Consider the following 25,434-nt stretch of genomic DNA (forward strand, 5'->3'; position numbering starts at 1 on the left):
TACGAGCGCGTCGGCGGTATCAGTGGGGCGGCGGTGAACGCGCCCAGGTCGACCGCAGATGGGCCTGCGCCGGTCGACGTCGCCGCTCATCGGCGTGCTGAACTGCAGGTTTGCCGGGATCGGCGCACACTGGAAGGCGTACACCGGGTTAACCGTGGCGCAATCCGGCGCGGGTTTCGCGCAACATCGTGGCAACTCACCGCCCCTACTGTGGCCGGTGAGGTAAGCGAGGTGAACGTGGATCTGGACACTGTTTCCGAGGTAGTAATCGCCCGCGAACGCGCCGATCTGGCGCAGGTCGGAGCGGGGTGCGCGGTGCTGGCGGGCGGCACTTTTCTGTTCTCCGAACCGCACGATCATCTCGATCGGCTCGTCGACATCACCACCCTCGGCTGGACGCCCTTGACGGCCTCCGCCGAGGGGCTGGAGATCGCCGCGACCTGCACGCTGGCGGAGTTCGCCGGTGCTCGTCCCGGGGTTGAACTCGGGACACCGATGTTGCGGCCGGAGTGGCCGGGCACGGCGTTGTTCGCTCAGGCGTGCCGGGCGCTGCTGGCGTCGCACAAGATCTGGCGTACCGCGACAGTCGGCGGAAATGTGTGTCTGTCGCTGCCCGCCGGTGCGGTGCTCGGTGCGCTGGTCGCCTTGGATGCCACCGTGGTGATCTGGCCGCGTGGTGGGGGTGAGCGGCGAATCTCGTTGCGCGACTTCGTCACCGGACCGGGCGAGAACATCTTGGCTTCGGGCGCTGTTGTGCGCTCCTTCATGGTGCCCATGTCGAGTCTGTTGGCGCGCACCAGTTTCCGCAAGATCGCGTTGGCGCCGCTCGGTCGTTCCGGGTCGGTGGTGATGGGCAGGCACGATGCCGATGACCGTTGCGCGATCACCATCACCGCGGCGACCGTGCGCCCGATCGTGCTCGACTTCGATGCTGTCCCTTCGCAATCCGATCTGACAGGCGCCCTGGCTGATCTGGAGCCCGATGTGTGGTTCGACGACCCGCACGGCGCGCCCGACTGGCGCGAACACGTGACCGGGCTGCTGGCTGCTGAGGTCGCCGCCGAACTCCGGGAGGCGTCGGCGGGTGTGCAGGGAGGTGGTTCATGAGGCTGGACATCAACGGGCATGCGGCCGAAGTAACCGCGCGACCCGGCCAATGCCTGCGCACGCTGCTGCGCGAACACGGTGAACTCGCGGTCAAGAAGGGCTGCGACTCCGGCGACTGCGGCGCCTGCTCGGTACTGCTCGACGGCGAACCCGTCCACTCCTGCCTGATTCCCGCCCATCGCGCCGCCGACCGTGCGGTGACGACGGCCGCCGGCCTGAGTGACGCCGACAGCCCGAGCCCGGTGCAGCGCAGTTTCGTCGAGAACGCCGGGTTCCAATGCGGTTTCTGCACCGCCGGAATGGTGGTGACGGCCTCGGGTCTGGCAGCCGCCCGCCCCGACACGGCTGTGGACAACTTGCCTGCTCACGCGGTCACCGATGCGGAACGGGCCGAGTTGATGAAGGGGAACCTCTGCCGCTGCACGGGTTATCGCGCCATCGCCGACGCCTTGGCAGCACCCTGTGCATCACTGTGCACAACTACCGAGTCCGACTCGACGCCCCATCGTTCGGAAGGATCCGGCTCGCTGTGCACAGGGTGTGAGCCGACCGCTGGGGATAGTTCGTCGGATACGCCGAGCGTTGGCGATGAGGTGGCGCGATCGGCGGAGTCGGTCAGTGCGGCGGGGCCTGCTGTCGAGTCCTATGTGACGCACGGACACCCGGGTCGGTTGGCCGGCGAGGTCACCACGGTGTCGGCCGAGGAGGGGCCGGAGGTCTCGGTGGCGGCTGTGCTGGCGGCGGAGGCTCGGGTCGGTGGGGTGATGCGGCGGAAGTATCGGGCCGGGCAGATCGGGGATGGGGTGCGGGCGCCTGCGGGGGCGCGGATCGTGCGGGGTGGGGAAGCATTCACGATGGATGTGGTGCCGGGGGAGGGCGAGCAGATGCCGCCGGTGGCGCCTTGGCATCTGGCCGTGTTGGCCAGTCCGCACGCGCATGCGCGGATCGTGTCGATCGATGTGGCTGCGGCGCAGGCTGTTCCGGGTGTGCGTGTGGTGTTGACGCATGTGGATGGACCGCAGACGGCCTTTTCCACTGCTCGGCACGAACTGCGCGAGGACGATCCGGACGACACGTTCGTGCTCGATCGCACGGTTCGGTTCGTCGGGCAGCGGGTGGCTGCGGTCGTGGGCGAGACGGTGGCAGCAGCGCGTGCCGGAGTGCGTGCGATCCAGGTGGAATACGAGGTCCTGCCTGCGGTTTTCGCACCCGACGATGCGCTGGCCGATGATGCGCCGAAGCTGCATGCCGACAAGCCGGAGTCGGCGCGGATCGCCGATGCGGAACGCAATCTGATCGCCGAGATCCACGGTGGTGTCGGCGACTTCGACACCGGTATCGAACAGGCCGCGAAAGTCGTGAGCGGCGTGTGGAATTCGCCGCGCGTGCAGCACGTGCACCTGGAAACGCACGGCGGGATCGGCTGGCTCGATGACGCGGGCAGGCTCGTCGTCCGATCCAGCACCCAGGTGCCGTTCCTGGTGCGCGACGAACTCTGCCACGTCTTCGGACTGGATCGAGATCGCGTGCGGGTCTTCGCCACCCGCGTCGGCGGCGGATTCGGCGCGAAGCAGGAGATGCTGGCCGAGGACCTGATCGCGCTGGCGGTGCTGCGCACGGGGCACCCGGTGCAATACGAGTTCACCCGCACCGACGAATTCACCTCGGCCACTTGCCGTCACCCGATGCGCGTCGCGGTGACCGCCGCGGCCGACGCGGCGGGCATCCTGACCGCGCTTTCGGTCGATGTCCTCGCCGACGCGGGCGCCTACGGCAACCACAGTGCGGGCGTGATGTTCCATTCCGTCGGCGAGTCGGTGGCCGTGTATCGCTGCCCGAACAAGCGGATCGACGCGCAAGCGGTGTACACCAACAACATTCCCTCCGGCGCGTTCCGCGGCTATGGCCTCGGCCAGGTGATCTTCGGCGTCGAATCCGCCATCGACGAACTGGCCCGCGAACTCGGCATCGACCCCTTCGAATTCCGTCGCCGCAATGTGGTGATCCCCGGCGACCAGTTCACCGGCGCCGAAGTCGACGAGTCCGACCTGACGTTCGGCAGCTACGGCCTCGACCAGTGCCTCGACACCGCCCAGCAGGCACTCCGTCGTGGCAACGGCGTCGCCGCGCCCGGCCCGGAATGGCAAGTGGGCGAAGGGATGGCCGTGGCGATGATCGCGACCGTGCCCCCGCGCGGACACCACGCCGACGCCACAGCCGGTCTGCTTCCCGACGGCCGCTACGAAATCGGCGTCGGTACAGCGGAATTCGGCAACGGCACCACCACGGTCCACGCCCAGCTCGCGGCAACGGCGCTCGCCACCGCCGCCGAACGGATCGTGATCCGCCAGTCCGACACCGACGTCGTCGGCCACGACACCGGCGCGTTCGGCTCCACCGGCACCATGGTCGCCGGCAAGGCCTCCTACGCGGCGGCGCTCGAACTGCACGCGATGCTGTTGGCCAGGGCGGCGAAGGTGAGCGGGCACCCCGAACGCGACTGCGTGCTCGAAATGGGCGGGGTGCGCTGCGGTGCCGAGCTGATCACCGCGGCGCGGCTGTTGGCCGACGGTGAGCTCATCGCCCACGGCACCCACGCGGGCACCCCGCGTTCGGTGAGTTTCAATGTCCACGCGTTCCGGGTTGCGGTTCAGCCGTCGACCGGTGCGGTGCGGATTCTGCAATCGATCCAGGTCGCCGACGCGGGCACGGTACTCAACCCCGTCCAGCTTCGCGGGCAGGTGGAGGGCGGTGTCGCGCAGGCGCTCGGTACCGCGCTCTACGAGGACATGCGGTCGGAGGACGGCGTGGTGACCACAAAGACGCTGCGCCACTATCACATTCCGCAATTCGCCGACCTGCCACGCACGGAGGTCTATTTCGCCGAAACCAGTGACGAACTCGGTCCGCTCGGTGCCAAATCGATGAGTGAGTCCCCCTACAACCCGGTGGCCCCGGCCCTGGCGAACGCCATCCGCGACGCCGTCGGCGCCCGCCCGTACCGACTACCGATGACCGCCGACCGGGTGTGGCGGACCATCCAGGAAGGAACCGTCGGGTGAATACCCGTATCCCCGAGCACATTCGGGCCCGCATCGACTCCGTTCTCGACGCCGTGGACGCCGACCTGCGCGTGCGCTACCCGGGGGCGGGCGACCGCATCCAGCCCGTGCACACCGCCTACGTGGCCGCCGACCGCGCCACCGCCGCCACCCCCGCAGACTGGGGCGCGACCGCCCTCGACCTGCTGCATCGCCACGCCGACTTCCTCGTCGGCCTCGACGCCACCGGCGCGCTCCCTGCGGTCCGGCGGCGGCTCGCCGAGCAGCCCGTGCAGGACATGCGCATCGACTTCGAAGACGGTTACGGGTTCCGGACCGACGAGGAAGAAGACGCGGCGGCGAAGTCGGCTGGTGAGGCATTGGCCGGCTGGTCCGAAAAAGTCGGTGCACCAACATCGTTCGGCGTTCGCACGAAAGGGCTCGCGGCGAACGAACGTCGGCGCGCGCTGCGAACCCTCGAGCTCGTCCTCGACGGAGCAGGCGGACTACTGCCGGGCTTTGTGTTCACAGTGCCGAAGATTCGTGCGGCGGAACAGGTCTCGGCGATCGTCGACCTGTGCACCGGTCTCGAACGCGGCCACGGTCTGCCCGACCGATCGCTGCGCTTCGAACTGCAGATCGAGAGCCCGCAGGCGATCATCGCCCCCGACGGGACGGTGCCGATCGCCAAGATGATCCACCTGGCCGACGGTCGTTGCAGTGCACTGCATTTCGGTACCTACGACTACACCGCCGCCTGCGGCATCGCGGCCACCGACCAAGCCCTCGACCACCCGGCGGCCGATCACGCCAAGGCCGTCATGCAGGTGGCGGCCGCGCAGACCGGGGTCTGGATCTGCGACGGCTCGACCCAGATCACGCCCGACACCGACCCCGAAGGCGCGTTCGCCAACCACTACCGCCTCGTCGAGCGGGCCCTGCGCCGTGGCTACTACCAGGGCTGGGACATGCACCCCGGCCACCTGATCACCCGCTGGCTGGCCACCTACGACTTCTTCCGCACCGCCACCGACGTCGCAGTCCCGCGCCTGCAGGCCTACCTCGAACGGCGTTCCGGCGGGGTGGTCGACGAGCCCGCCACGGCCGAAGCTCTCGCCACCACCGTGCTGCGCGGACTGCGCTGCGGTGCGGTCGACGCGGACGAACTCGCCACGCGTGCACCGGAACTCACGGTGCGCACGCTGACGGCGCTGGTGGCCCGGCAACCTCCACCGCAGGACTCGTGATGCGAGGCACCAGGGACTCGAACCCGTCGGCGGTGCGGGAGAACGGGACGTTCATCAGTCCCGCATTGCGCAGTGGAGCGCACCGCTGGGCGTGCGAGCGAGGTCGCGCGGGCGAGGTGGCGTGGTGGCGACGATGTCGAAGCGTGACAGCGCGTCACTGAGCCGAACCGGGCACTACACGGAGGCAGTACACAACGGCGTGCGTGGCGGATGGTTTCGCGGCACCCGAGGCAGAGGAGACATGGTGAGCAGGTATCTCGGCGGCGACGACTTCACGTCGCTCCCCGATCTGGCGGTCCGAGCGCTCGGCGGGTCGGTGATCTGGGCCGACGACGAGTTCTTCGCGGAGAAGGAAAACCTGGTCAACCCCGGTCCGTCGCAGTACCAGCCGTCGACCTTCGGTCATAAGGGTCAGGTCTACGACGGCTGGGAGACCCGCAGGCATCGCGGCAAGCCCGGTGACGATTCGGCGATCGTCCGGCTCGGTGTACCCGGCGTGATCCGTGGCGTCGTGGTGGACACCGCCTGGTTCAAGGGCAACTACCCACCCGAGGTGTCGCTGTCGGCGCTCGCGATCGAGGGCTACCCGCCCGCCGAGGAGATCGCCGCCCGCACGGACTGGGTGACCCTGCTCGACCGGGTGAAGGTGGGCGGTGACTGCCGCAATCCTTTCGAGGTCGACGACGAAAACCGCTGGACCCATGTGAAACTCACCATGCACCCCGACGGCGGCGTCGCCCGCCTGCGCGTGCACGGTGAAGGCCGCCCCGACCCCGCCCTGCTCGGCCTCGGCCCGCTCGACCTGGCCGCACTGGAAAACGGCGCCATCGTGCTCGACTGCTCCAACCGCTTCTACAGCTCGCCGAACCAGCTGCTCTACCCCGGCCTGGCCAGGGAAATGGGCGATGGCTGGGAGACCGCTCGCCGCCGTGACGACGGAAACGACTGGGTGCGAATCAGATTGGCAGGTCCCGGTGCGATCAGCCTCGCCGAGATCGACACGTCCTGCTTCCTCGGCAACAGTCCGGGCTCGGCCTCGCTGACCGGATTCACCAGCGACGGAACAGAAGTCGAGTTGATGGCGCGCACCGACCTGCTCCCGGACACCCGCCACCGTTTCGTGCTGACCCCGGCGGCCGCCTCGGTGGAAGAAGTACGTCTCGACATCTACCCCGACGGTGGGCTCGCCCGGCTGCGCCTCTACGGCGAGTTGTCCGCATGACCGGGGCGCGTGATTTCATCGGCTACGGCCCGACTCCGCCCGATCCGCAATGGCCCGACGGTGCGCGGATCGCCGTGCAGTTCGTGCTGAATTACGAAGAGGGCGGGGAGAACAACGTCCTCGACGGGTCGGCGCATTCGGAAACCTTCCTCTCCGAGATGACTCCCGCCGACCCCTTCCCGAACCGGCACATGAGTATGGAATCGCTCTACGAATACGGTTCGCGTGCCGGGCTGTGGCGGGTGCTGCGCGCATTCGAACGACGCGGTCTGCCGCTCACCATTTTCGCGGTGGCTCGTGCCATGCAGCGCAATCCCGAAGCGGTAGCGGCGTTTTCGGAGCTCGGCTATGAGATCGCCAGCCACGGGCTGCGGTGGAAGTCCTATCAGCTGGTCGAGGAAGAAGTCGAACGGACCGACATGGCCGAGGCCGTGCGCATCCTCACCGAGCTGACCGGCGCCGCCCCCCTCGGCTGGTACACCGGCCGCGACTCACCCCGCACCCGCGAACTGGTCGTCGAACACGGCGGTTTCGTCTACGACTCCGACTCCTACGCCGACGACCTCCCCTACTGGACCGAGGTCAACGGCCAGAACCACCTGGTCGTCCCGTACACCCTCGACACCAACGACATGCGCTTCGCCTCCCCGGCAGGCTTCGCCAACGGCGACGAGTTCTACGCCCACCTCCGCGACGCCTTCGACGTCCTCTACCGCGAAGGCACCGAAGGCGCCCCGAAAATGCTGTCGGTAGGCCTGCACTGCCGCATCGCAGGCCGCCCCGCCCGCGTAGCCGCCCTCGAACGCTTCCTCGACCACGTCCAATCCCACGACCACGTCTGGATAACCCGCCGCATCGACATCGCCGAACACTGGCGCAAAGTTCATCCGGCGGGGATACGGGCGCTGGACTGAGCCCACAGGATTCCGTCCAGTGCCTGGCGGTTTTCCTACTCGTTTGACAAACTGGTGTCCATGACCGAACCGACACACGGAATCGGGGAAGGCCCGGCTACGCGGGTGAGCCTGTCGTTGCCTGCCGGGACCACGGAGGCCATTCGGGCGCGGGTGGGCAATCGGGAGTTCTCCGGGTTCATCGCCTCGGCGGTGGAAAGGGAGTTGCGTGGCCTGATCCTCGACGAATACCTGACCGACTATGAGAGCCGCAACGGTCCGATCTCCGAGCAGGCCCGGCTGGATGCCCGGCAGGTTTTCGACGACGTGTTCGCCGAGGAGGGCACATGGCCCGCCGCGGGCTGAGTCATGCGGGGACCCTCGTCCTCGACAGCGAAGGGCTCGCCGGGTTACTCGCGGACGAGGAGCGGGTCGTCGCGCTGGTCGCTGAAGCCCGAACGCGGGGCATGGAGGTGGTCATCAGTGTGCTCACCATCATCGAGGCCGTCCATGCCCGAACGAACAATTCCCGCTTGAACTGGGTGCTGTCCGGGCTGCGCGCGCTTCCGGTCGGTGAGCAGGACGCGCGCAAAGCGTCCAAGAACCTGATCGACGTCGGCCTGCATGGCCGCAAGTACGCCGTCGATGCCGTGGTCGCGGGCGCTGCGTTGGAGCAGCATCGCCCGGTGGTCATGCTGACCTCCGACATAGACGACATGACGAAACTCTGCGGCGACCGCGTCCGGCTGGTGTCGGTGTAGTCGACCCAGCATTCGGTGATGTCTAAGCCAGGCCGCAGCGTTCGATGTTGGTGAGGGTTACCTGGCGGTCGGATTCCTTGGCCTGGGGGACGCGGTTGTAGGCGCCGATGGAGTCCATGTAGTTGACGAAGGCGTCGGCGATTTCCTCCGGGGTGGCGTTGGGCTTGCTCGCGCGGACGTTGTCGACCAGGGCGCGCGTGGTTTCGCACTGCTCTTCCTGGGTGAAGATCGGCGGCGGGTCGGCGTGCGCGAAGGCGGGGGCGAGCAGGAGGGCGAAGGCGGCCACGGCGGCGGATCGAATGATTCTCACGTCAGCGACTGTACGTACTCGAATGCCGCTGTTGCCCAGTCTGTTTGCTGCGGTCGGTGCACCGCGGTCAGTCCGGCATAATCACGCAGAACGGCGCTCGAGAATCAGTTTTCTGACTGAACGGTTGCGTTTTGCGTGATTACGCCGGGGGAGCGCTCTCGGCGCCTATTCGGCGAACAGGGACCGGACGAAGGGGGCCGAGTCGACCAGGGAGGCATTCACGGTGCCGTCGTGGTCGGTGGGGTAGGTGCGGAAGGTGACGGGCTCGCGGTTGGCCTCGAGGACGGCGGCGTAGCGCAGGGTTTCGGGGGTTACCACGTCGGTGTCCTTCAGCCCCTGGGCCAGGAAGAGGGGGCGGTCGTAGCCGGATTCGGGTAGGCCCATGTAGTCGGCGAGCAGGGCGTGGGCGTTGGGGATCGAGGCCAGGGGGCGGGCGAACAGACTGCCGATCGGGGGTTTCGCGGTGGCCAGTTCGTCGCCGAGGGGGCCGATGCAGGCGGTTTGGGCGCGGGCCAGCCAGGTGCGGCCGGTGTCGGTGAGCATGGCGTCGATGTTCAGGTCTGGGTAGGTGGTGCGCAGGCCGCTGAGGATGTAGAGGACGTAGGCGGTGAGGTGGGAGCTCACGTGGATGGGCGGCATGCCGGGGCCGAGCAGGCTGATGACGTCTTCGATGTAGGCGGGGACGCCGGTGCCGACTCCGCCGCGGTAATCCAGGGCGGGGCCGCCGAATTCGGTGGCGTAGCGGGCGGTGAACACCGCGGCGCCCGCGCCCTGGGACTGGCCGACCACGGCCCACTTGTTCGACAGCGACGAGTACTGCGCGGTCGCGGCTTTCACGGCGTCGACCACGTTGTGCGCTTCGGCGATGCCGTTGAGGTACGGGTGTTCGCCGGGTCCGCCGAGGCCCGCGTAGTCGGCGGCGACGATCACGTAGCCCTGGTTCAGCCAGGCGCCGAGGTAGGCCCAGTCGCGGTCGACGGCGGCGGGTCCGGCCACGCTGTAGGCGCAGTCGTCACCGAGGCCGACGGTGCCGTGCGCCCACGCGATCACCGGCCAGCCGCCTTCTGGCGCCTCGCCGGCGGGGAAGTAGACGGCGGCGCTGGTGGTGGTCGGCTGGTCGTTCGCGGTGGTCGATCGGTAGAGCAGGCGCTCGGCGCGGGCCGAACCGGGCGGGGTCGCGGTGGTGGACAGTGACTCGACGCCGATGGCGGTGCCCGCCGCTTCGGCCGGTTGCGCGCTCGCCGCGGGCACCAGGCTCATGGCTGCCGCCGTCATGGTCAGCGCTGCCGCTGCGATCCTCGAAATCCTCATGGACCCACTCTTTCGTCTTCGCGGACGACCGTCCAGGACGCGACGGTGGCGCGCGGCATCCTGTCGTCTCGGTGGACGAGTGTCTCGCACGCCCTGCGGTGCACCCACTTCTGGGGGGCGACGTGGCCCGTGACCGAATCGAGTGACGACACGCACATCATTCGTGTCCGGCGTGGTGTGTGAAACGACTCACACACTGGAAGGCTCGGGAGTGTCGGAGCCGGCCCGGCCGATGATCGCTAACAGTACGAGCGTTATGCTAAAACTCCTGGTCAGCACTACCCATCGGTAGACCGAACGCTTGCAATCAGCCCGCTAATTTCGCAAAGTTAGCAAACGCGTCGGCAAAACTAGCTGAGATTCACACAACCAACAGGTAGACGGCCATTTCTGGGTGTGCCATTGTTTGGAAGTACACCCCTTGGGCCCTAGTAAGTCCTAGCAAGCCTGCAAATTGCGCCAGCAGTACGAGATGTGCAACCGAAAGCGTTCAGCCGCCGGTTGATTCGCACGCCGACTGCGTGGCGCACCGACCACACGAGGAAGTGGAGTCAAGAGATGTCTCTCCCCGGCACCCCGAAGACCGCAGCGGAAATCCAGCAGGATTGGGACACCAACCCGCGTTGGAAGGGCCTGACCCGCACCTACTCCGCCGAGCAGGTTTCCAAGCTGCAGGGCAACGTCGTCGAGGAGCACACCCTCGCCCGTCGCGGTTCGGAGATCCTGTGGGACCTCGTGAACAACGAGGACTACATCAACTCGCTGGGCGCCCTCACCGGCAACCAGGCCGTGCAGCAGGTTCGCGCCGGCCTGAAGGCCATCTACCTGTCCGGTTGGCAGGTCGCCGGTGACGCCAACCTGTCCGGCCACACCTACCCGGACCAGTCGCTGTACCCGGCGAACTCGGTTCCCGCGGTCGTGCGTCGCATCAACAACGCCCTGTCGCGCGCCGACGAGATCTCCAAGGTCGAAGGCGACGAGTCCGTCAAGAACTGGCTCGCCCCGATCGTGGCCGACGCCGAGGCCGGCTTCGGTGGCGCCCTGAACGCCTACGAGCTGCAGAAGGCCATGATCGTGGCCGGCGCCGCCGGTGTGCACTGGGAAGACCAGCTGGCTTCGGAGAAGAAGTGCGGCCACCTCGGTGGCAAGGTGCTGATCCCCACCCAGCAGCACATCCGCACTCTGACGTCTGCCCGGCTCGCTGCTGATGTCGCCGACGTGCCGTCGGTGATCATCGCCCGCACCGACGCCGAGGCCGCCACCCTCATCACCTCCGATGTGGACGAGCGCGACCGTGAGTTCCTGGACGGCACCCGTACCGCCGAGGGCTTCTTCGGTGTGAAGAACGGCATCGAGCCCTGCATCGCGCGTGCCAAGGCCTACGCCCCCTTCGCCGACCTCATCTGGATGGAGACCGGTATCCCCGATCTCGAGGTCGCCCGCAAGTTCGCCGAGTCGGTGCGCAGCGAGTTCCCGGACCAGCTGCTGGCCTACAACTGCTCGCCTTCCTTCAACTGGAAGCAGCACCTGGACGACGCGACCATCGCGAAGTTCCAGCGTGAGCTCGGCGCGATGGGCTTCAAGTTCCAGTTCATCACCCTGGCGGGCTTCCACTCGCTCAACTACGGCATGTTCGACCTGGCGCACGGCTACGCTCGCGAGGGCATGACCGCGTTCGTCGACCTGCAGGAGCGCGAGTTCAAGGCTGCTGCCGAGCGTGGCTTCACCGCCATCAAGCACCAGCGTGAGGTCGGTGCCGGCTACTTCGACACCATCGCCACCACCGTCGACCCCAACACGTCGACCGCCGCCCTGAAGGGCTCCACCGAAGAGGGTCAGTTCCACTGATCCGCCCGTGTTGCTTTGACTAGCAACACAATTCCTCTGCAGTAGTAGGGGTGTGGAGGCTTCGCCTCCCGGCACGCCCTCCCCTGTCGATCAGCCCCGACAGGGGAGGGCATCCCTATATTGTGGGTCGCAAACCCGGCGCCAGCCGCCAAAAAGTACAGGAGCGGAACGTGAGCAGCGAGAAGATTCAGCGCGTTGGCATCATCGGCGCCGGACAAATGGGCGCTGGTATCGCCGAAGTGTGCGCACGCGCGCATGTCGATGTCCTCGTCTACGAGACCACCCGTGAACTCGCTGCCGCGGGTCGCGCACGCATCCTGCGTTCGCTGGATCGTGGTGTGAGCAGTGGCAAGATCACCGAGCGCGAGCGGGAGCAGGCCGCATGGCGGCTGCGCTTCACCTCCGATCTCAGCGACTTCGCCGACCGTCAGCTGGTGGTCGAGGCCGTTGTCGAGAACGAAGAGGTCAAGACGGCCATCTTCGCCGAGCTGGACAAGGTCGTCACCGACCCGAACGCCGTGCTCGCCTCCAACACCTCCTCGATCCCGATCATGAAGATCGCCGTCGCCACCGCCAACCCCGAGCGCGTGGTCGGCCTGCACTTCTTCAACCCGGTGCCGGTGCTGCCGCTGGTCGAGCTGGTCACCACCCTGAAGACGAGCGAGCCGGTCGCCAAGCGGGCCGAGCAGTTCGCCGCCGAGATCCTCGGCAAGCAGATCGTGCGCTCGGCGGACCGCTCCGGTTTCGTCGTCAACGCACTGCTGGTGCCGTACCTGCTGTCGGCCATTCGCATGGTCGAGTCGGGCTTCGCCACCAAGGATGACGTCGACAAGGCGATGGTGCTCGGCTGTGCGCACCCGATGGGCCCGCTGGCGCTGACCGACCTCGTCGGCCTCGACACGGTGAAGTCGATCGCGGACTCGATGTACTCCGAGTTCAAGGAGCCGCTGTACTCCGCGCCGCCGCTGCTGATGCGCATGGTCGAAGCCGGTTTGCTCGGCAAGAAGACCGGAGCCGGTTTCTACCAGTACGGCAAATAAGAGTTTGCTCACCGGAGGCCACCGACATCAGCTGCGACGCGATGCCGGTGGCCTTCGGCCTTTTACTGGGTGTTTGCAGGGGGAACGGCGAAGGGCCGGGGTTGCGGCCTAAGCTGCTGTAGCCGGACGCGCTCGCGCATCCGGTGTTATGTCGAGCGCAGCGTGTGATCGAAAGGGAGTATCGGCGGTCATGGTCAACGTCACCGATGGATTCGGGTCGAGCGTTCTCGGATACCCGAGGATCGGTCCGCACCGAGAGCTCAAGCGTGCGCTCGAGTCGTACTGGCGCGGATCGATGGAACGCGAGGAACTGCTGCAGGTAGGCCGCGATATCCAGGAGCGTCAGTTCAACGAACTGGCCGCCACCGGACTCACGCAGGTGCCGGGCAACACCTTCTCCTTCTACGATCACATCCTCGACAACGCGCTGCTGTTCGGTGCGGTGCCGTCGCGATTCAAGCAGTTCCAGGAGGGTCTGGACCCCCTGGATTTCTACTTCTTGATGGCGCGCGGCAACCCGGACACCCCGCCGCTCGAACTGGTGCGTTTCTTCGGCACCAACTACCACTACCGGCAGCCCGAACTCGACGCCGACACCACGTTCTCGCTGCACCCCGAGGCCCTGCTCGACGAGTGGGACCGGGCCGCGCAGCGCGGGATCGAGCTGCGCCCGGTGGTGCTGGGGCCGGTGTCGCTGCTGCTGCTGTCGAAGGCCGGGCAGGTGCCGGGCGAGACCGAATTCGACACGCTGAGCCTGCTCGACCAGCTGCTGCCGTTCTACGAGGAGCTGTTCTCGATCCTCGCCAAGCGCGGGTCGACCTGCGTGCAGCTCGACGAACCCTGCTTCACCGGCGAGCGCACGCCCGCCGAGCTGGCCGCGTTCGAGAAGGCCTACACCCAGCTGTCGAAGGCGCCGCTGCGCCCGCGCATCCTGGTCACCGGGCAGTACGGCGATTTCGGTGAGGCCCTGCGGATTCTGGCCGCGAGCAATGTCGAGGCGATCGGCCTCGACCTGGCCTCGTACCGGATGCAGCCGGAGGAGCTGGCGGCGATCCCGGGGATCAAGCGCAAGCGGATCTACGCCGGTGTCATCAGCGGTCAGAACGTGTGGCGCGCAGACCGTTTCGTCACGCTGAACTACCTGAACTCGATCGCCGAGGTGTGCCCCGACCTGGTGGTGTCGACCGGCACCACGCTGCTGCACGTGCCCTACGACGTGCTCTCCGAATACGACATCGAAGGCAATGTCGCCGACCGGCTCGCCTTCGCGAAACAGAAGGTGGGCGAGGTCGTTTCGCTCGCCAAGGCGCTCACCGAGGGGCCGTCGGAGAACTGGCGCAAGCGCCCGACCGAGGTGCACTTCAAGCAGAAGCACGCGGTGCGTCAGCGGGTGTACGCGGTGACGCCCGAGATGCGCGAGCGCGCGCCCTACGACGTGCGCGCCGCCGCGCAGCAGGAGCGGTTGAACCTGCCGCTGGTGCCGGCCACCACGTTGGGCTCGTTCCCGCAGAGCGCCAAGCTGCGCCAGGCCAGGTACGAGGTCGGTTCGGGCCGCCTGTCCGACGACGACTACCGCAAGCTGGTCGAAGCCGAGATCGAAGCCACGATCCGGCTGCAGGAAGACATCGGCCTCGACGTGTTCGTGCACGGTGAGCACGAACGCAACGACATGATCCAGTTCTTCGCCGAACAGCTCGACGGCTTCGCCACCACCCGCTTCGGCTGGGTGCAGGTGTACGGATCCCGTTGTGTGCGACCGCCGATCGTCTACGGCGACGTCGCCCGGCCCGCCCCGATGTCGGTGGAGTGGACCGCCTACGCGCAGTCGCTGACCGACAAGCCGGTCAAGGGCATGGTCACCGGACCGGTCACCATGCTGGCGCGCTCGTTCGTCCGCCAGGACCAGCCGCTCTACGAAACGGCTGACCAAGTGGCACTTGCCATTCGGGACGAAGTGGTCGACCTCGAAAAGGCAGGCATCGCGATCATCCAGGTCGACGAACCCGCCATCCGCGAACTCCTCCCCGCCCGCCCCCACGGCCGCGAGGAGTACCTGCGCTGGGCCGTCGGCGCCTTCAAACTCGCCACCTCCGGCGTGCGCCCCGACACCCAGATCCACACCCACATCGGCTATTCCGGCCGCACCGAGGTGGTCGACGCGATCGACCAACTCGACGCCGACGTCACCGCGATCGTGGCCACCCGCTCGATCGAATGGGTCATCGAAGCCCTCACCGAAGACCTCTCCTCGGGCCACGGCCTCACCCACGGCGTCGGCCCCGGCGTCTACGAGAGCCGCTCGGCCCGCATCCCCGACATCGACGAGTTCGACGCACTGCTCACCCAGGCGGCGAATGCTGTTACGCCGCAACGGTTGTGGGCGAATCCGGACGGTGGGCTCAAGACGCGCCACTACTGGCAGCTCGAGCCGTCGTTGCGGAACATGGTCGCCGCGGCCCGCCGGGTCCGCCGACGGGCACTGGCTGCGCTGGAAGCATCCGCTTCCGCGGAGTAAACGAACGATCCTCAGGGGCGCACCGGTTTCCGGTGCGCCCTTTTGTGTTCGGTAGGCCGCTCTACCCCGTTCGAGCTCTGATAAACGCGAAATCGACTGAATCGCAGCATATCTGGGAGTCAGCGACTACAGTTCGCGGCGATAGCGTGGGGTCAGGAGGCGGCGTGGTGCTCGATCCGCATCACCATCAGGGCAAATTCGGACACGACTACATTCGCGTGCTCGCCTCGGCGGCCGGGCTCGTGTGGTCGACCGATGACATCGATGTCGACGGGGTCGACCTGACCATCAAGCAGCCGGGGCGGACGAGATACGGGTACTCGCCGCAGATCGAAGTGCAGATCAAAACCGTGTCGCGGCCGAAGTACCGGCAGGGTCAGTTGATCTTCGGCGGGCTCAGCCATACCCAGTTCAACCAGCTGGCCGGCGCTGATTTCGCGGTTCCGCGTTACCTTTTCGCCGTTCACGTGCCCGCGTCCGTCGACCGTTTCACCGATTCCGTCACCGGCGCGTTGATGCTGCGGCACGCGGGTTACTTCCTCTCCCTGCGCGACCGGGATCGGTTCGCCGTCGACGACGCCAAACGTAAAGTATCGGTGCGGATTCCGGTGAGCAATATCCTCGATGTCGCGGCGTTGGCCACGCTCGTCGCCGGATCGCCGGGGTAGACGCCATGGTCGAACAACCTCGCTTCGATGAGGTGGTCGGATACCTGCAGGCCCAGGGCTGGGCGCCTCAGGTGCCGTGGCGAAACGGCCGAGTCTGGTCGCACGGTGAATTCGATGTGCTCGTGCCCGGCGTTCAGGCGGCGGACTTCGCGGCGCGCATGCGGGCGCTGGTTCGCTGCGTCGCGGATTTCGAGCAGCGGGAGCCGGAAGTGGTTGTGCGCGACATCGTTTCCGGTGGGGTCGACGTCGTCGGGTATCGCGCGGGTGACGGCGATTCGGAGGTCTCCCTCGAGGCGGGCACCGCGGCGTTGGCGGCTTTGCACACGTTGATCGTCGCGTGCGCGCGCCAGGTCGCGGACCGTGAGATCCGGAAGTCGTCGATGCGCGAGCTCGCCGTCGCGGAAATGCTGGACAGCACCACCCTGTTGCCACATCGCGAGGTGTTCGGTTACGACGTATTCCTCTCAGGACCCGGATCGCGGCTCGGCCGCAGCTCCGCGGTGCGCCTGCTCGACGTCGCGGCGACCATGCAGGAGGCCGCTCGCGGGGAGGGGCCGGCGGGGTTCGGGCTGGCGCGGGAGATCCGGTATGAAACCGTCGAGGCTTTCGGTGCCCTCGGGTCCGCCGATCACGGCGCCATGCGGTTCGAGTTGAGTTTTCGCTGGTCACGGCAGGTTCGCCGACCGGATGTCGCGGTCGAGTTCTCCCGTGCGACCGTCTCGCGCCTGCCGCAACTGCGCGACGCATCCGGGGAGTCGCGGATATTCACCGACCGACTCGAACCGCCGCACCCTGCTGAACTGCCCACTACGGACCGGCCGGACCAGGAGCTGCTCGGCGGGGAGTATCGGGTAGAGCTGCCCCGCGCCGAGCGGTCCGCGGTGATCGTCGGGGTGGTGGTCGGGCTGGACAAAGACGGTGGTCTGAAAGCGATCGTGCGGGGCGTGCTCTCGGTCGACGGGACGAGCACCGGGCGGCAACGACGCATCACGGTGCGGCTGCGCACCGCCGACGAGTACACGAAAGCTCTTGCGGCACACAGCTCCGAAGTCAGGGTCCGCGCTACCGGAACCTTCGACGGAAAACGTGACCTGCAGATTTCCGAAAACGGATTCACCGTCATCGAAGGCGACGGATCGTGAGAGAACGGATCGAACAATGTCGGAACAGATGAGTCCACGAGAACTTGCCGTGTTGCTGACGCTGTTGGCGGAGGCACGCGAACTCACCAACGCCGACCTACTCGCGGTGGCCGGGGTGACGCTCGACGGCACACCGCGGCGTCGGCTCAACGAGCTGGGGCTGGTCGACAGCGAGAAGGTCGGTCGCGCGCTGGTACACGAACTCACCGAGAAGGGCGCGCAGTGGTGCGCCGCCGAGCTCGCCCGCCCACGCCCGGACAAGGCCGGTTCCCACTACGCAGGCGCCCTGTACGCCGTACTCGCTGGGCTGCACCGGCATCTCGAGACATCAGGACAACTGCTCACCGATGTCTTCGTACCCGATGTGGCAGGCCAGATCCTGCGGAAGTACACCGAGATCACCAAGGGCAAACCGGACCAGGTCCGCCTCGCCGAACTGCGTAACAGGCTGCCGCACATTCCACCCGCCGACTTCTCGGATGCGATGGCACGGCTCGCCGACCGAGACGGCGTGCACGTGCGGGCAGAAGCCGACCGCAAGACGTTGACCGAGGACGACCACGCGTCGGCGATCGTGCTGGGTGGTACCCCTCGGCACCTGCTCACCGTCGAGGCGGTGCGGTGAACGAGCAGGAATATCGCGCGCTCGCGCGGGTGCAGTTCAGCACCGCACTCGGCCCGGACTCGATCTGGCGGCCACAGAGTTACCACGTCGAGGATCTGCATCGGGCGGCGTCGGCGGAGATCGCCAGGGCGATCGGTCTGGCGAAGGATCGGCCCGATATGTCGCCGACGGGGTTCATTCTCAACGGTGATCCCGGCGTCGGGAAGACGCACCTGCTCGGCTGGATTCGGCAGTACGTCCAGGACCAGGGCGGATTCTTCTTCATGCCGAAGCTGATCGACGGTGAATCGTTCTGGGACGGTGCTGTTCACGGCGTGATGAACCGGTTGATCGACGCCGACGGTGGGCAGTTGCGCCGCATGCTGGTCGCCCTCGCGGCGCTGGCCGGATACGATCGCGAGCGCACCGCGCGAATCGCCGGGCCGATGCGGCCCAAGCCCGAGGACATCGCACAGTTTCTGGCCGACCTGGCCGTTCCGGAACCGCAACTGGTCTACGAATGCCAAGACACCTTGCGCGCTCTGGTGCTGTTCCGGGCCGGCGGTTCGTTGCTCGATGTGGGCGACAGCTTCCTCATCCTGCGCGACCCACTCGATCAGGACGTCGCCAGGGAATGGGGGTTCCGGCGCGGTAGCCGCAACGCGCAGTTGATCTTCCATGATCTGATCAGGCTGTTCGGTGCGGCGGGACCGGTGGTGATCGCGCTCGACCAGATCGATGCGGTCATGGCCGATTCCGCGTCCGCGGGTGGGTCGCGGACGGCGCATCACGCCGACAGCTTGATGAAGCTGCGGGAAGAAACGGTGCGCACGATCATCGTCGCCGCCTGCATCCCCACCACTTGGCAGTACCTGAAGGACCAGGGGCTTTCCTCGGCAGCCGACCGATTCACCGAGTTGTATCTGGAAACCGCGCTCCCCGGCGCTCCCGTGGCGACGGCAGTTGTCGCCGGTCACCTGGCGGTCCAGTACGACGAGGTCGACTTCACACCGTCGTATCCGACCTGGCCGATCGCGGCGAGCGCCTTCGACGCTACCGATGTGACCCGCTGTACCCCACGCCGATTGCTGCAACTGGTTGCCGAGCACGTGCGGGATTGCCTGCGGCGAGGCGAGATTCGTGAGCTCGCCGACTTCGCCGACATCGGGAACGGCGCCGAGCCGACCATCGCCGTGCCACTGGTTGACTCGAGCGGATTCGACGACCACTTCACGGCCTTGCGCGATGCCGCCGACATTTCCACGCCGCTGGATCCCGGCAGGGAGGACGAGGTCATGGTCGGGCTGCTCAAGGCGGCTCTGCAATGCTTCGTGCTGGAGCAACGAGACCGCGACGATCTGAGCATCGACTCGGCCACTGCCACCGGGCGCGCCCTGCACGCCCGACTACTGCGCACCATCGATCCGGTGCTGGAGGATCAGGAACACTGGAGCTTTCGGGCCATCGGGCACACGCATCACCTGGCCGTGCAGTCGCGGATGCGGTCAGCGGTGATCGAATCCGGCATCGAAGAATCCAGTGGCACACGTCATCTGACGATCCTGCGCAATATCGCGTTCTCGAAGGGGCCCAAGACCGCTGCGATGCTGGACGATCTGCACGCCGTGGACGGCGCCACACTGCCCATCTCGCACGATGATCTGCGAACGTTCACCGCGCTGCAGCAGATGCTCGCCCAGGCGAAGCCGGGGTTCGACGCGTGGTTGGTGCACTGTGCGCCTGCCGGGAACACACAGTTGTTCCAGCGGGTGTTCGGCGACCTGCCCGAACCCGCTGCCGCGCAAGGATCTTCGCCTGAAGTATCGAAGTCTGTCAGCGACGATCGCCCCGATTCCGGGAACGAGCGACCGATCCAAGGCTCCGACGAGCCGACGGTCGTGCTCGGTCGTGGGCTCGGCGATGATCGCGAGTTCGTCATTCCGCTCGAGCTGTTGCGCAAGCATCTCGTGCTGTTCGCCAGCAGTGGCTCGGGCAAGACGGTGCTGTTGCGTCGGCTCGTGGAAGAGGTGGCACTGCACGGTGTTTCGGTGATCGTGCTCGATGTCAACAATGACCTGTCGCGCCTGGGCGACGCGTGGCAGCAGGCGCCGGCAGCGTGGCGGCCGGGTGACGCGGAGAAGGCCGAGCGGTATCTGGCCGAGACCGATGTGGTCGTGTGGACCCCGCGCAGGCAGGCCGGTCGTCCCCTCATCCTGAATCCGCTCCCGGATTTCGCGGCGGTGCTCGACGACCCGGATGAACTGCGGACCGCGGTGGAGGTGGCCGCGGGCGACCTGCTCGCGCGGTCGGGAATCGCGCGGACGAAATCGGCGCAGGCGCGCGCGGTGCTGTTGCAGACGCTCACCCACTTCGCCCGTTCGGGCGAGACGAAACTGACGGGTCTCATCGACCTGCTCGCCGAGCTGCCCGACGGGGTCAGCCGCGTGCGCAACGCCGCAGGTCTCGCGGCCGAAATGGCTGACGGACTCACGGTTTCCATGATCAACGATCCGCTGTTCGGCGGCGATGGCGAACCTCTCGATCCGGGCGTACTGCTGACACCCGCGCCCGGCAAGAAGGCGCGAGTTTCGGTGGTCAGCTGTGTCGGTCTGCCCGACCCCGACCAGCGCGCCACCTTCGTCAGCCAGCTACAGGTCGCCCTGTTCACCTACTTCAAAACACATCCCGCGGGCGACCGTCCCCTCGGCGCGCTGCTCGTCCTGGACGAAGCGCAGATGCTCGCCCCCTCGGGCAAGAGCACACCGGCTAGCGCGAGCACGCTGATGCTCGCGGCGCAGGCGCGAAAGTACGGCCTGGGCATCGCGTACGCCACGCAAGCGCCGAAAGGGTTGGACAACAAGGTAGTCGGCAATACCGCGGTCCAGTTCTTCGGCAAGCTGGGCACCGCGGTGCAGATCCAGGCGGCCAAGGGCATCGCCGCCACGTGGGGCGGCAACGTCGACGATATCGGCCGCCTGAAAACCGGCCAGTTCTACGGCGCGACCGAGGGCCGCGCGTTCCGCAAACTCGCGACGCCACTGTGCCTGACCCACCACCCCGCCAGCCCGCCCACCGAGGCTGAAGTCCTCGAACGGGCGCGACGGGAAGAGGAATAGCCTGGTTCCATGACCTGGCCGGACTCCCTTCCTGTCGCGCAAGTGCGGATCGCGCGGCCCACCGACCGGCTGGATGAGGTGGTGCGGTTCTACGTCGACGGGCTCGGGCTGCGTGAGCTGGCACGGTTCGACAATCATGCCGGGTATGACGGCGTGATGGTCGGCCTGCCTGGCGCCGACTATCACTTGGAATTCACCAGTCATGTCGACGGCAGTCCGGGGGCGGCGCCGAGTGCGGAGAATCTGTTGGTGCTCTACTTCGCGGGGGAGGCGGCGATGGGGGATGTGGTGCGGCGGCTCGGAGTGTTCGGGGTCGAGCCGGTGGAGGCTGAGAACCCTTACTGGGCTGCTACCGGGGGCGTGGCTTTTCCTGACCCTGATGGATGGATTGTGATGCTGGTGCCTCAGCGGGGACTGACCTTTCGCGAGCTTCGACGAGCCGAACGTGCTGCGGGCCTGTCTGAACTGACCCGAGTCTCGGAAGATCTAGATCTCTACGACGACACCCCCGCGGAGCCGCTGCAGCGAAACCGCTGACGCAACGTGCACGGGGATTGGTCAGGGGCGGGGGAGGAGGGCGCGGGCGCCTGCGGTGAGTTCGGTGGGGGTTGGGGCGGATTCGGGGTCTATGAGCCATTGGAGGAGTAGGCCGCTGATCATTGTTTGGAGGAGGGCGCCGACGGTGGGGTTGCCGTTGCCGAAGGCTTCGGTGAGGGCGTGGCGGGCTCGGTGTTGGGCGGCGGCCAGTTCGGTGCGGAGTTCGGGGGAGTGGAGGGCCTGGTTGAGGGATTCGGCGTTGGCGTGCCAGAGGGGTGGGTTGTCGGTGAACGAGGTGATCAGGCTTTGCCAGAAGGCTTCGAGGCGGGCGGTGGGATCTGAGGGGTCGGGGGCGGGGAGGGCCTCGAGGATTTGGGTTACCGCCGCCGCGCTGGATTCGAGCATCGCCTGTTGGAGGAGCTTGTCTCGGGTGCCGAAGTGGTAGTTGATGGCGGCGAGGTTGGTGCCGGAGGCGGCGACGATGTCGCGGACGGTGGTGCGGGCGTAGCCGCGGGTGGCCAGGCACTGCTTGGCGGCGTCGAGGAGGTCTTCGCGGGTTCCCACCTCGGCACGATAGCAAGTGGGGTGTACAGGTGTTTGTGACATCGGTTTCAAACAAACGTCAGTGACAAGTGTTTGAAACGGATGTATCTTTCGAGTATGACCTCTCGGCGACGTATCTCCCCGTTCGAATTTAGCTTCTTCGGCACCGGTACGAGCGTCGGCAGTGTGCCGACGGGCGGGATGCCGTTGTTTCTCGGCACCACCGTGCACGGCACCGTCGACTCGGTGGTGCTGCGGCGGGTGCTCGGTGAGCTCGCGGCGGCGCATCCGCTGCTACGGAGCCGGGTGGTGACCGAGGACGGGGTGGGGTATTTCGTCTGTGATGACGAATTCCGGCCTCGGCTCGAGATCGTCGAAGGTGGGGAGGCTGCGTATCACGCGCTGGTCAACGCGCCGCAGGACTGGAGCGAAGGGTTGTTTCGCGGGTATCTGCTGCGGGTGGGGTTGCGTCAGCAGATCGTGTTGGTGGTGCATCACGGAATCGCTGATGGCAGATCGGGATTCGCGTTGCTCGGGCAGATGTGGCAGCACTACACCGCGCACGCGATGGGAATCGCTGTGCCGGAGCTGGATTCGGTCGAGCGGCTGCCGGAAGCTATGGATGTTCGCCTGGCCGAGGTGGTTTCGAGTACCGATGCCGAGGCGTGGTTGGCGATGGTGCAGGCGGGTGCGGCGGCGATGAGTCCGTCGGACGCACCGCGCACGCTGCCGCGCGACGGGGGCGATTCGGTCGAAAGATACGCGATGCAGCGCATCGAATTGTCCGCCGAGGAGACCGCTGAACTCGTGGCGGTGGCGCGCACGCGCGGGCTGTCGGTGAACAGTGTGATCAGCGGTACGGCCTTGGCCGCCATCCGAACTCGGTTTCCCGACGCGGGCGTGGTGCCGATGTTCTGCGGGTTCGCCGTAGATGTACGGGGCGAGGTCGATCCGCCGGTGCCCGCCCACACGATCGTCAACTTCGCTTCCGGGGCAGGAACTTTGGTGGCCGCTTCCGACGAAGCCGACCAGCTGGAGCTGGCCCGGCTGGTCGAGACCGGCCTGCGCGCCGGCCTCGACCGCCGCGAACCCGCCCTGTTCCCCCTGGCGGCCCAGCTCGTGAACGAGGAAACCGCCGCGCTGCTCAGTGCACCGCCCACCGTCGCGATCTCCAATGTCGGCAAACTGCCACCACATTCGATCCCCGACGACCTCGCCTTCGTCCGCGACGACGTCTACGCCATGGGTCCCGGCATGCCGCCCAAACTCACTGCCTTCACCATCGGTGGCCGCCTGACCCTTCAGCTCGAATACGACACCGCGCACCACAGCCGGACACAGATGGAGAAGCTGCGGCTGACCCTGGTCGAGCTGTTGCAGACCATCAGTGGCTGAGGGCGGCTACGGCGAACATGGCCGCTACGCCGAGGAGGGTGTAGAGGAGGGTGAGGCGGGAGGGGTGGCCCGCGTGGGCTTCGGGGAGGATGTCGGCGGTGGCTAGGTAGAGCAGGAAGCCGGCGAAGTAGCCCATGTAGAGGCCGATCCAGTTTTCGGGGACGTGGATCAGGGTGCCGAGAACGGCGCCGACGACGGGGGCGATGGCGTCGAGGCCGAGCAGGATGAGGGCGCGTTTGCGTGCGTTGCCGTAGAGGGTGGGGATGGTGAAAGTGTTGAAACCGTCGGCGAAGTCGTGGCAGATGACGGCGATCGCGACCGACATGCCGACCGCCGCGCCCGCCTGGTAGCCGAGGCCGATGCCGAAACCGTCGAGGGTGCTGTGGAAGATCAGCCCGCCCGCGGCGAGTAGTCCGACCGACTCGAAACCGTGTTTGTGCGTGCCGAATTCCGCTTCGTGGCCGCGGTGGATGGCGGCCGCGCGTTCGAGGACGTGCAGGCTGAGGAAGCCGAGGACCGCGGCGATCAGCACATACGGGATGCCGCGGAACATGCCGTCGGTCTGCTCCAGTGCCTCGGGGATCAGGTCGAACGCGACCACACCGAACATCACGCCCGCGGCCAAGCCGAGCACCAGGTGTTTGCGGTCGCCGATCCGCATGGCGACGAAACCGCCGAACAGCGTCGACACCATCGACACCAGGGACAACAGGATCGCCATGAGCCGCCTATCCGTCGGAGGACTTCTTGCGCTTCTTTTTCCGCGCCGGTGGTGCGTCGGCCTCTTCGGTGACTTCGTAGCGCCGCACGTAGGCGCCCGCGAAACCCTGCAGGGTGGCGGTGACCGGGATCGCGAGGAGGGCGCCGGTCGGCCCGAGTAATGCGGCGCCCGCGATCACCGCCCCGAAGGCCACCGCCGGGTGCATGTCGAGGGTGGTGGCGGTGATGCGCGGCTGCAGGACGTAGTTCTCGAACTGCTGGTAGGCCACGATGAACAGCAGAATCCACAGCGCGGTGATCGGGTCGTGCACCAGCGCCACCAGCACCGGCAGCGCGCCCGCCATGTACGTGCCGACGGTCGGGATGAACTGGGAGACAACACCGACCCACAGCGCCAACGCGAACGCCGAGGGCACATCGAGCACCCGCAACGCCACGTAATGCGCGATCGCCGAGCACAGGGCGAGCAGGGCGCGCGAATAGATGTAGCCGCCGGTCTTCTCGACCGCGATGTCCCAGGCCCGCAGCACATGCTTCTGCTGTCGCGGCGGCAGCAGCGAACACACCCAGGAGCGGAAACGCGGGCCGTCGGCGGCGAAGTAGAACGTGAACAGCAGCACCCCGAGCAACTGGAACAGCGCGCCGATCGCGACAGTGCCGATGCCCCAGACGTTTCCGGCCAGCCCCACCAGGTACTTCTCGATCGTGGAACTCCACTCCGAGGCGTACTTGGTCAGGTCGGCGCCCGAAATATCCTGGTGGAAGGTCGAATTCACCCAGTTGACGAGGTCTTGGACGTAGTCTGGGGCGTTCTTCACCAGCATGGTCACCTGGTTGACGAGCAGTGCGCCGAGCGTCCACACGAACGCGACGATCAGCACCAGTACCAGCAGAAACACCACGCCCGTGCCCGCCCCGCGCCGAACACCGCGCGCCGCAAGCCAATTCACCGCAGGCTCGATCGCGAACGCCAGGAACAGCGACACCAGCAGCACGGTCAGCAGACCCTGCATCTTGCCCAGTATCCAGAACGCCGCGATCAGCCCGGCAACCGCGAGCACCGCGTACAACAATGCGCGCGGCAGCCACCGCGGCGGTGTCCGCACCGACCAGAACGCGGGCAGGTCGGCGGACTGCGCGGCGGGTTCAGCGGATTCGTCCTGGGCAACCACGAACCTCACGCTACCGAGATCCGGCGAACATAGACGCCACGGCGCGCATAACAGTCAGCCCCACACACCTCGACTTCGGCGAGGTTCCGTCGCGCACGGGGTAGCGACCCTGCTTCGGTTTCCGGCATAACCGCATCCCCAACCACCACGACCCGACCCCGAGGAGGGTCCCGCCGCGCAGCGGCGGTAGCGGCCCGGCCGCGAGTTAGCCGCCGTTGCGTCGAGGCGAAGCCTCCAGCAAC

At 67.0% G+C, this 25,434-nt stretch carries 20 protein-coding genes and 1 pseudogene; 16 read left to right on the forward strand and 5 right to left on the reverse strand.

What is annotated here, in order from left to right:
• Positions 1–237: 237 nt before the first annotated feature.
• The 7 genes from ACFWUP_RS27615 (at position 238) to ACFWUP_RS27645 (ending at position 8,271) form a co-directional block, all read left to right on the forward strand.
• Complete coding sequence (locus ACFWUP_RS27615) at positions 238–1,107, forward strand: FAD binding domain-containing protein (RefSeq protein ID WP_379238915.1); 870 nt, start codon at positions 238–240, stop codon at positions 1,105–1,107.
• Complete coding sequence (locus tag ACFWUP_RS27620; RefSeq protein WP_379238895.1) at positions 1,104–4,169, forward strand: molybdopterin-dependent oxidoreductase; 3,066 nt, start codon at positions 1,104–1,106, stop codon at positions 4,167–4,169. Before ACFWUP_RS27615 ends, ACFWUP_RS27620 begins: the two co-directional genes overlap by 4 nt.
• Positions 4,166–5,395 carry a DUF6986 family protein gene (locus ACFWUP_RS27625; protein WP_379238896.1) on the forward strand — a complete coding sequence of 410 codons (1,230 nt, stop codon included), beginning with the start codon at positions 4,166–4,168 and terminating at the stop codon, positions 5,393–5,395. Before ACFWUP_RS27620 ends, ACFWUP_RS27625 begins: the two co-directional genes overlap by 4 nt.
• A 241-nt stretch (positions 5,396–5,636) precedes the next feature.
• On the forward strand, positions 5,637–6,617 hold the full coding sequence (alc, locus tag ACFWUP_RS27630) for an allantoicase (RefSeq protein WP_379238897.1): 981 nt from the start codon (positions 5,637–5,639) through the stop codon (positions 6,615–6,617).
• Positions 6,614–7,531 (forward strand): allantoinase PuuE, encoded by a 918-nt coding sequence (gene puuE, locus ACFWUP_RS27635; protein WP_379238898.1) that lies wholly within the window; start codon positions 6,614–6,616, stop codon positions 7,529–7,531. Before alc ends, puuE begins: the two co-directional genes overlap by 4 nt.
• 60 nt (positions 7,532–7,591) lie before the next feature.
• Positions 7,592–7,876 carry a hypothetical protein gene (locus tag ACFWUP_RS27640; protein ID WP_379238899.1) on the forward strand — a complete coding sequence of 95 codons (285 nt, stop codon included), beginning with the start codon at positions 7,592–7,594 and terminating at the stop codon, positions 7,874–7,876.
• Positions 7,858–8,271 carry a DNA-binding protein gene (locus ACFWUP_RS27645; RefSeq protein WP_379238900.1) on the forward strand — a complete coding sequence of 138 codons (414 nt, stop codon included), beginning with the start codon at positions 7,858–7,860 and terminating at the stop codon, positions 8,269–8,271. The genes ACFWUP_RS27640 and ACFWUP_RS27645 overlap by 19 nt, the downstream gene beginning before the upstream one ends.
• Positions 8,272–8,293: 22 nt before the next feature.
• Here the strand turns inward: ACFWUP_RS27645 and ACFWUP_RS27650 are convergent, their stop codons facing one another.
• The gene (locus ACFWUP_RS27650; RefSeq protein ID WP_379238901.1) at positions 8,294–8,581 is read right to left on the reverse strand and encodes a hypothetical protein; all 288 of its coding nucleotides are present in this window, start codon (positions 8,579–8,581) and stop codon (positions 8,294–8,296) included.
• A gap of 165 nt (positions 8,582–8,746) precedes the next feature.
• Complete coding sequence (locus tag ACFWUP_RS27655) at positions 8,747–9,892, reverse strand: lipase family protein (protein ID WP_379238902.1); 1,146 nt, start codon at positions 9,890–9,892, stop codon at positions 8,747–8,749.
• Between the two features lie 558 nt (positions 9,893–10,450).
• Between ACFWUP_RS27655 and aceA the strand changes: the two genes are divergently transcribed.
• The 8 genes and pseudogenes from aceA to ACFWUP_RS27695 all read left to right on the forward strand — a co-directional run.
• Positions 10,451–11,740 carry an isocitrate lyase gene (aceA, locus tag ACFWUP_RS27660; protein WP_378709799.1) on the forward strand — a complete coding sequence of 430 codons (1,290 nt, stop codon included), beginning with the start codon at positions 10,451–10,453 and terminating at the stop codon, positions 11,738–11,740.
• 170 nt (positions 11,741–11,910) lie between these two features.
• Positions 11,911–12,780 (forward strand): 3-hydroxybutyryl-CoA dehydrogenase, encoded by an 870-nt coding sequence (locus tag ACFWUP_RS27665; RefSeq protein ID WP_379238903.1) that lies wholly within the window; start codon positions 11,911–11,913, stop codon positions 12,778–12,780.
• A 190-nt stretch (positions 12,781–12,970) separates the two neighbouring features.
• Entirely contained in the window at positions 12,971–15,295 is a 2,325-nt protein-coding gene (gene metE, locus ACFWUP_RS27670) for a 5-methyltetrahydropteroyltriglutamate--homocysteine S-methyltransferase (RefSeq protein ID WP_379238904.1), read from the forward strand.
• A gap of 164 nt (positions 15,296–15,459) precedes the next feature.
• Positions 15,460–15,963, forward strand: coding sequence for a DUF4365 domain-containing protein (locus ACFWUP_RS27675; protein WP_379238905.1), 504 nt, complete (start codon positions 15,460–15,462; stop codon positions 15,961–15,963).
• Between the two features lie 5 nt (positions 15,964–15,968).
• Positions 15,969–17,105 carry a hypothetical protein gene (locus tag ACFWUP_RS27680; protein WP_379238906.1) on the forward strand — a complete coding sequence of 379 codons (1,137 nt, stop codon included), beginning with the start codon at positions 15,969–15,971 and terminating at the stop codon, positions 17,103–17,105.
• A gap of 28 nt (positions 17,106–17,133) precedes the next feature.
• On the forward strand, positions 17,134–17,730 hold the full coding sequence (locus ACFWUP_RS27685; RefSeq protein WP_379238907.1) for a hypothetical protein: 597 nt from the start codon (positions 17,134–17,136) through the stop codon (positions 17,728–17,730).
• Positions 17,727–20,825, forward strand: coding sequence for an ATP-binding protein (locus tag ACFWUP_RS27690; protein WP_379238908.1), 3,099 nt, complete (start codon positions 17,727–17,729; stop codon positions 20,823–20,825). Before ACFWUP_RS27685 ends, ACFWUP_RS27690 begins: the two co-directional genes overlap by 4 nt.
• 9 nt (positions 20,826–20,834) lie before the next feature.
• Positions 20,835–21,233 (forward strand): annotated as a pseudogene (locus ACFWUP_RS27695) (VOC family protein); the annotation flags it as partial.
• Positions 21,234–21,383: 150 nt separating this feature from the next.
• Here the strand turns inward: ACFWUP_RS27695 and ACFWUP_RS27700 are convergent.
• Entirely contained in the window at positions 21,384–21,926 is a 543-nt protein-coding gene (locus ACFWUP_RS27700; RefSeq protein WP_379238909.1) for a TetR/AcrR family transcriptional regulator, read from the reverse strand.
• Between the two features lie 96 nt (positions 21,927–22,022).
• Here ACFWUP_RS27700 and ACFWUP_RS27705 point away from each other — a divergent pair, with 96 nt between their 5' ends.
• A complete protein-coding gene (locus ACFWUP_RS27705; protein WP_379238910.1) occupies positions 22,023–23,300 on the forward strand; it encodes a hypothetical protein in 1,278 nt (425 codons plus the stop codon).
• Here ACFWUP_RS27705 and ACFWUP_RS27710 read toward each other — a convergent pair.
• Both ACFWUP_RS27710 and ACFWUP_RS27715 read right to left on the reverse strand, forming a co-directional pair.
• Positions 23,290–24,021, reverse strand: a complete 732-nt coding sequence (locus tag ACFWUP_RS27710; RefSeq protein WP_379238911.1) for a ZIP family metal transporter — start codon at positions 24,019–24,021, stop codon at positions 23,290–23,292. The two genes, ACFWUP_RS27705 and ACFWUP_RS27710, sit on opposite strands and share 11 nt — an antisense overlap.
• 7 nt (positions 24,022–24,028) lie before the next feature.
• Positions 24,029–25,192 carry an AI-2E family transporter gene (locus ACFWUP_RS27715; protein WP_379238912.1) on the reverse strand — a complete coding sequence of 388 codons (1,164 nt, stop codon included), beginning with the start codon at positions 25,190–25,192 and terminating at the stop codon, positions 24,029–24,031.
• Positions 25,193–25,434 lie beyond the last annotated feature (242 nt).

This window comes from Nocardia sp. NPDC058658, from assembly GCF_042716665.1.
Lineage (GTDB): Bacteria > Actinomycetota > Actinomycetes > Mycobacteriales > Mycobacteriaceae > Nocardia.

Excerpts from the sequence above, each read along its gene's own strand:
- ACFWUP_RS27645 (WP_379238900.1), top strand. The coding sequence starts at position 7,858 with ATGGCCCGCCGCGGGCTGAGTCATGCGGGGACCCTCGTCCTCGACAGC.
- alc (WP_379238897.1), top strand. The coding sequence starts at position 5,637 with ATGGTGAGCAGGTATCTCGGCGGCGACGACTTCACGTCGCTCCCCGAT.
- ACFWUP_RS27680 (WP_379238906.1), top strand. The coding sequence starts at position 15,969 with ATGGTCGAACAACCTCGCTTCGATGAGGTGGTCGGATACCTGCAGGCC.
- ACFWUP_RS27705 (WP_379238910.1), top strand. The coding sequence starts at position 22,023 with ATGACCTCTCGGCGACGTATCTCCCCGTTCGAATTTAGCTTCTTCGGC.
- ACFWUP_RS27710 (WP_379238911.1), bottom strand. The coding sequence starts at position 24,021 with ATGGCGATCCTGTTGTCCCTGGTGTCGATGGTGTCGACGCTGTTCGGC.
- puuE (WP_379238898.1), top strand. The coding sequence starts at position 6,614 with ATGACCGGGGCGCGTGATTTCATCGGCTACGGCCCGACTCCGCCCGAT.
- ACFWUP_RS27620 (WP_379238895.1), top strand. The coding sequence starts at position 1,104 with ATGAGGCTGGACATCAACGGGCATGCGGCCGAAGTAACCGCGCGACCC.
- aceA (WP_378709799.1), top strand. The coding sequence starts at position 10,451 with ATGTCTCTCCCCGGCACCCCGAAGACCGCAGCGGAAATCCAGCAGGAT.
- metE (WP_379238904.1), top strand. The coding sequence starts at position 12,971 with ATGGTCAACGTCACCGATGGATTCGGGTCGAGCGTTCTCGGATACCCG.
- ACFWUP_RS27685 (WP_379238907.1), top strand. The coding sequence starts at position 17,134 with ATGAGTCCACGAGAACTTGCCGTGTTGCTGACGCTGTTGGCGGAGGCA.
- ACFWUP_RS27655 (WP_379238902.1), bottom strand. The coding sequence starts at position 9,892 with ATGAGGATTTCGAGGATCGCAGCGGCAGCGCTGACCATGACGGCGGCA.
- ACFWUP_RS27640 (WP_379238899.1), top strand. The coding sequence starts at position 7,592 with ATGACCGAACCGACACACGGAATCGGGGAAGGCCCGGCTACGCGGGTG.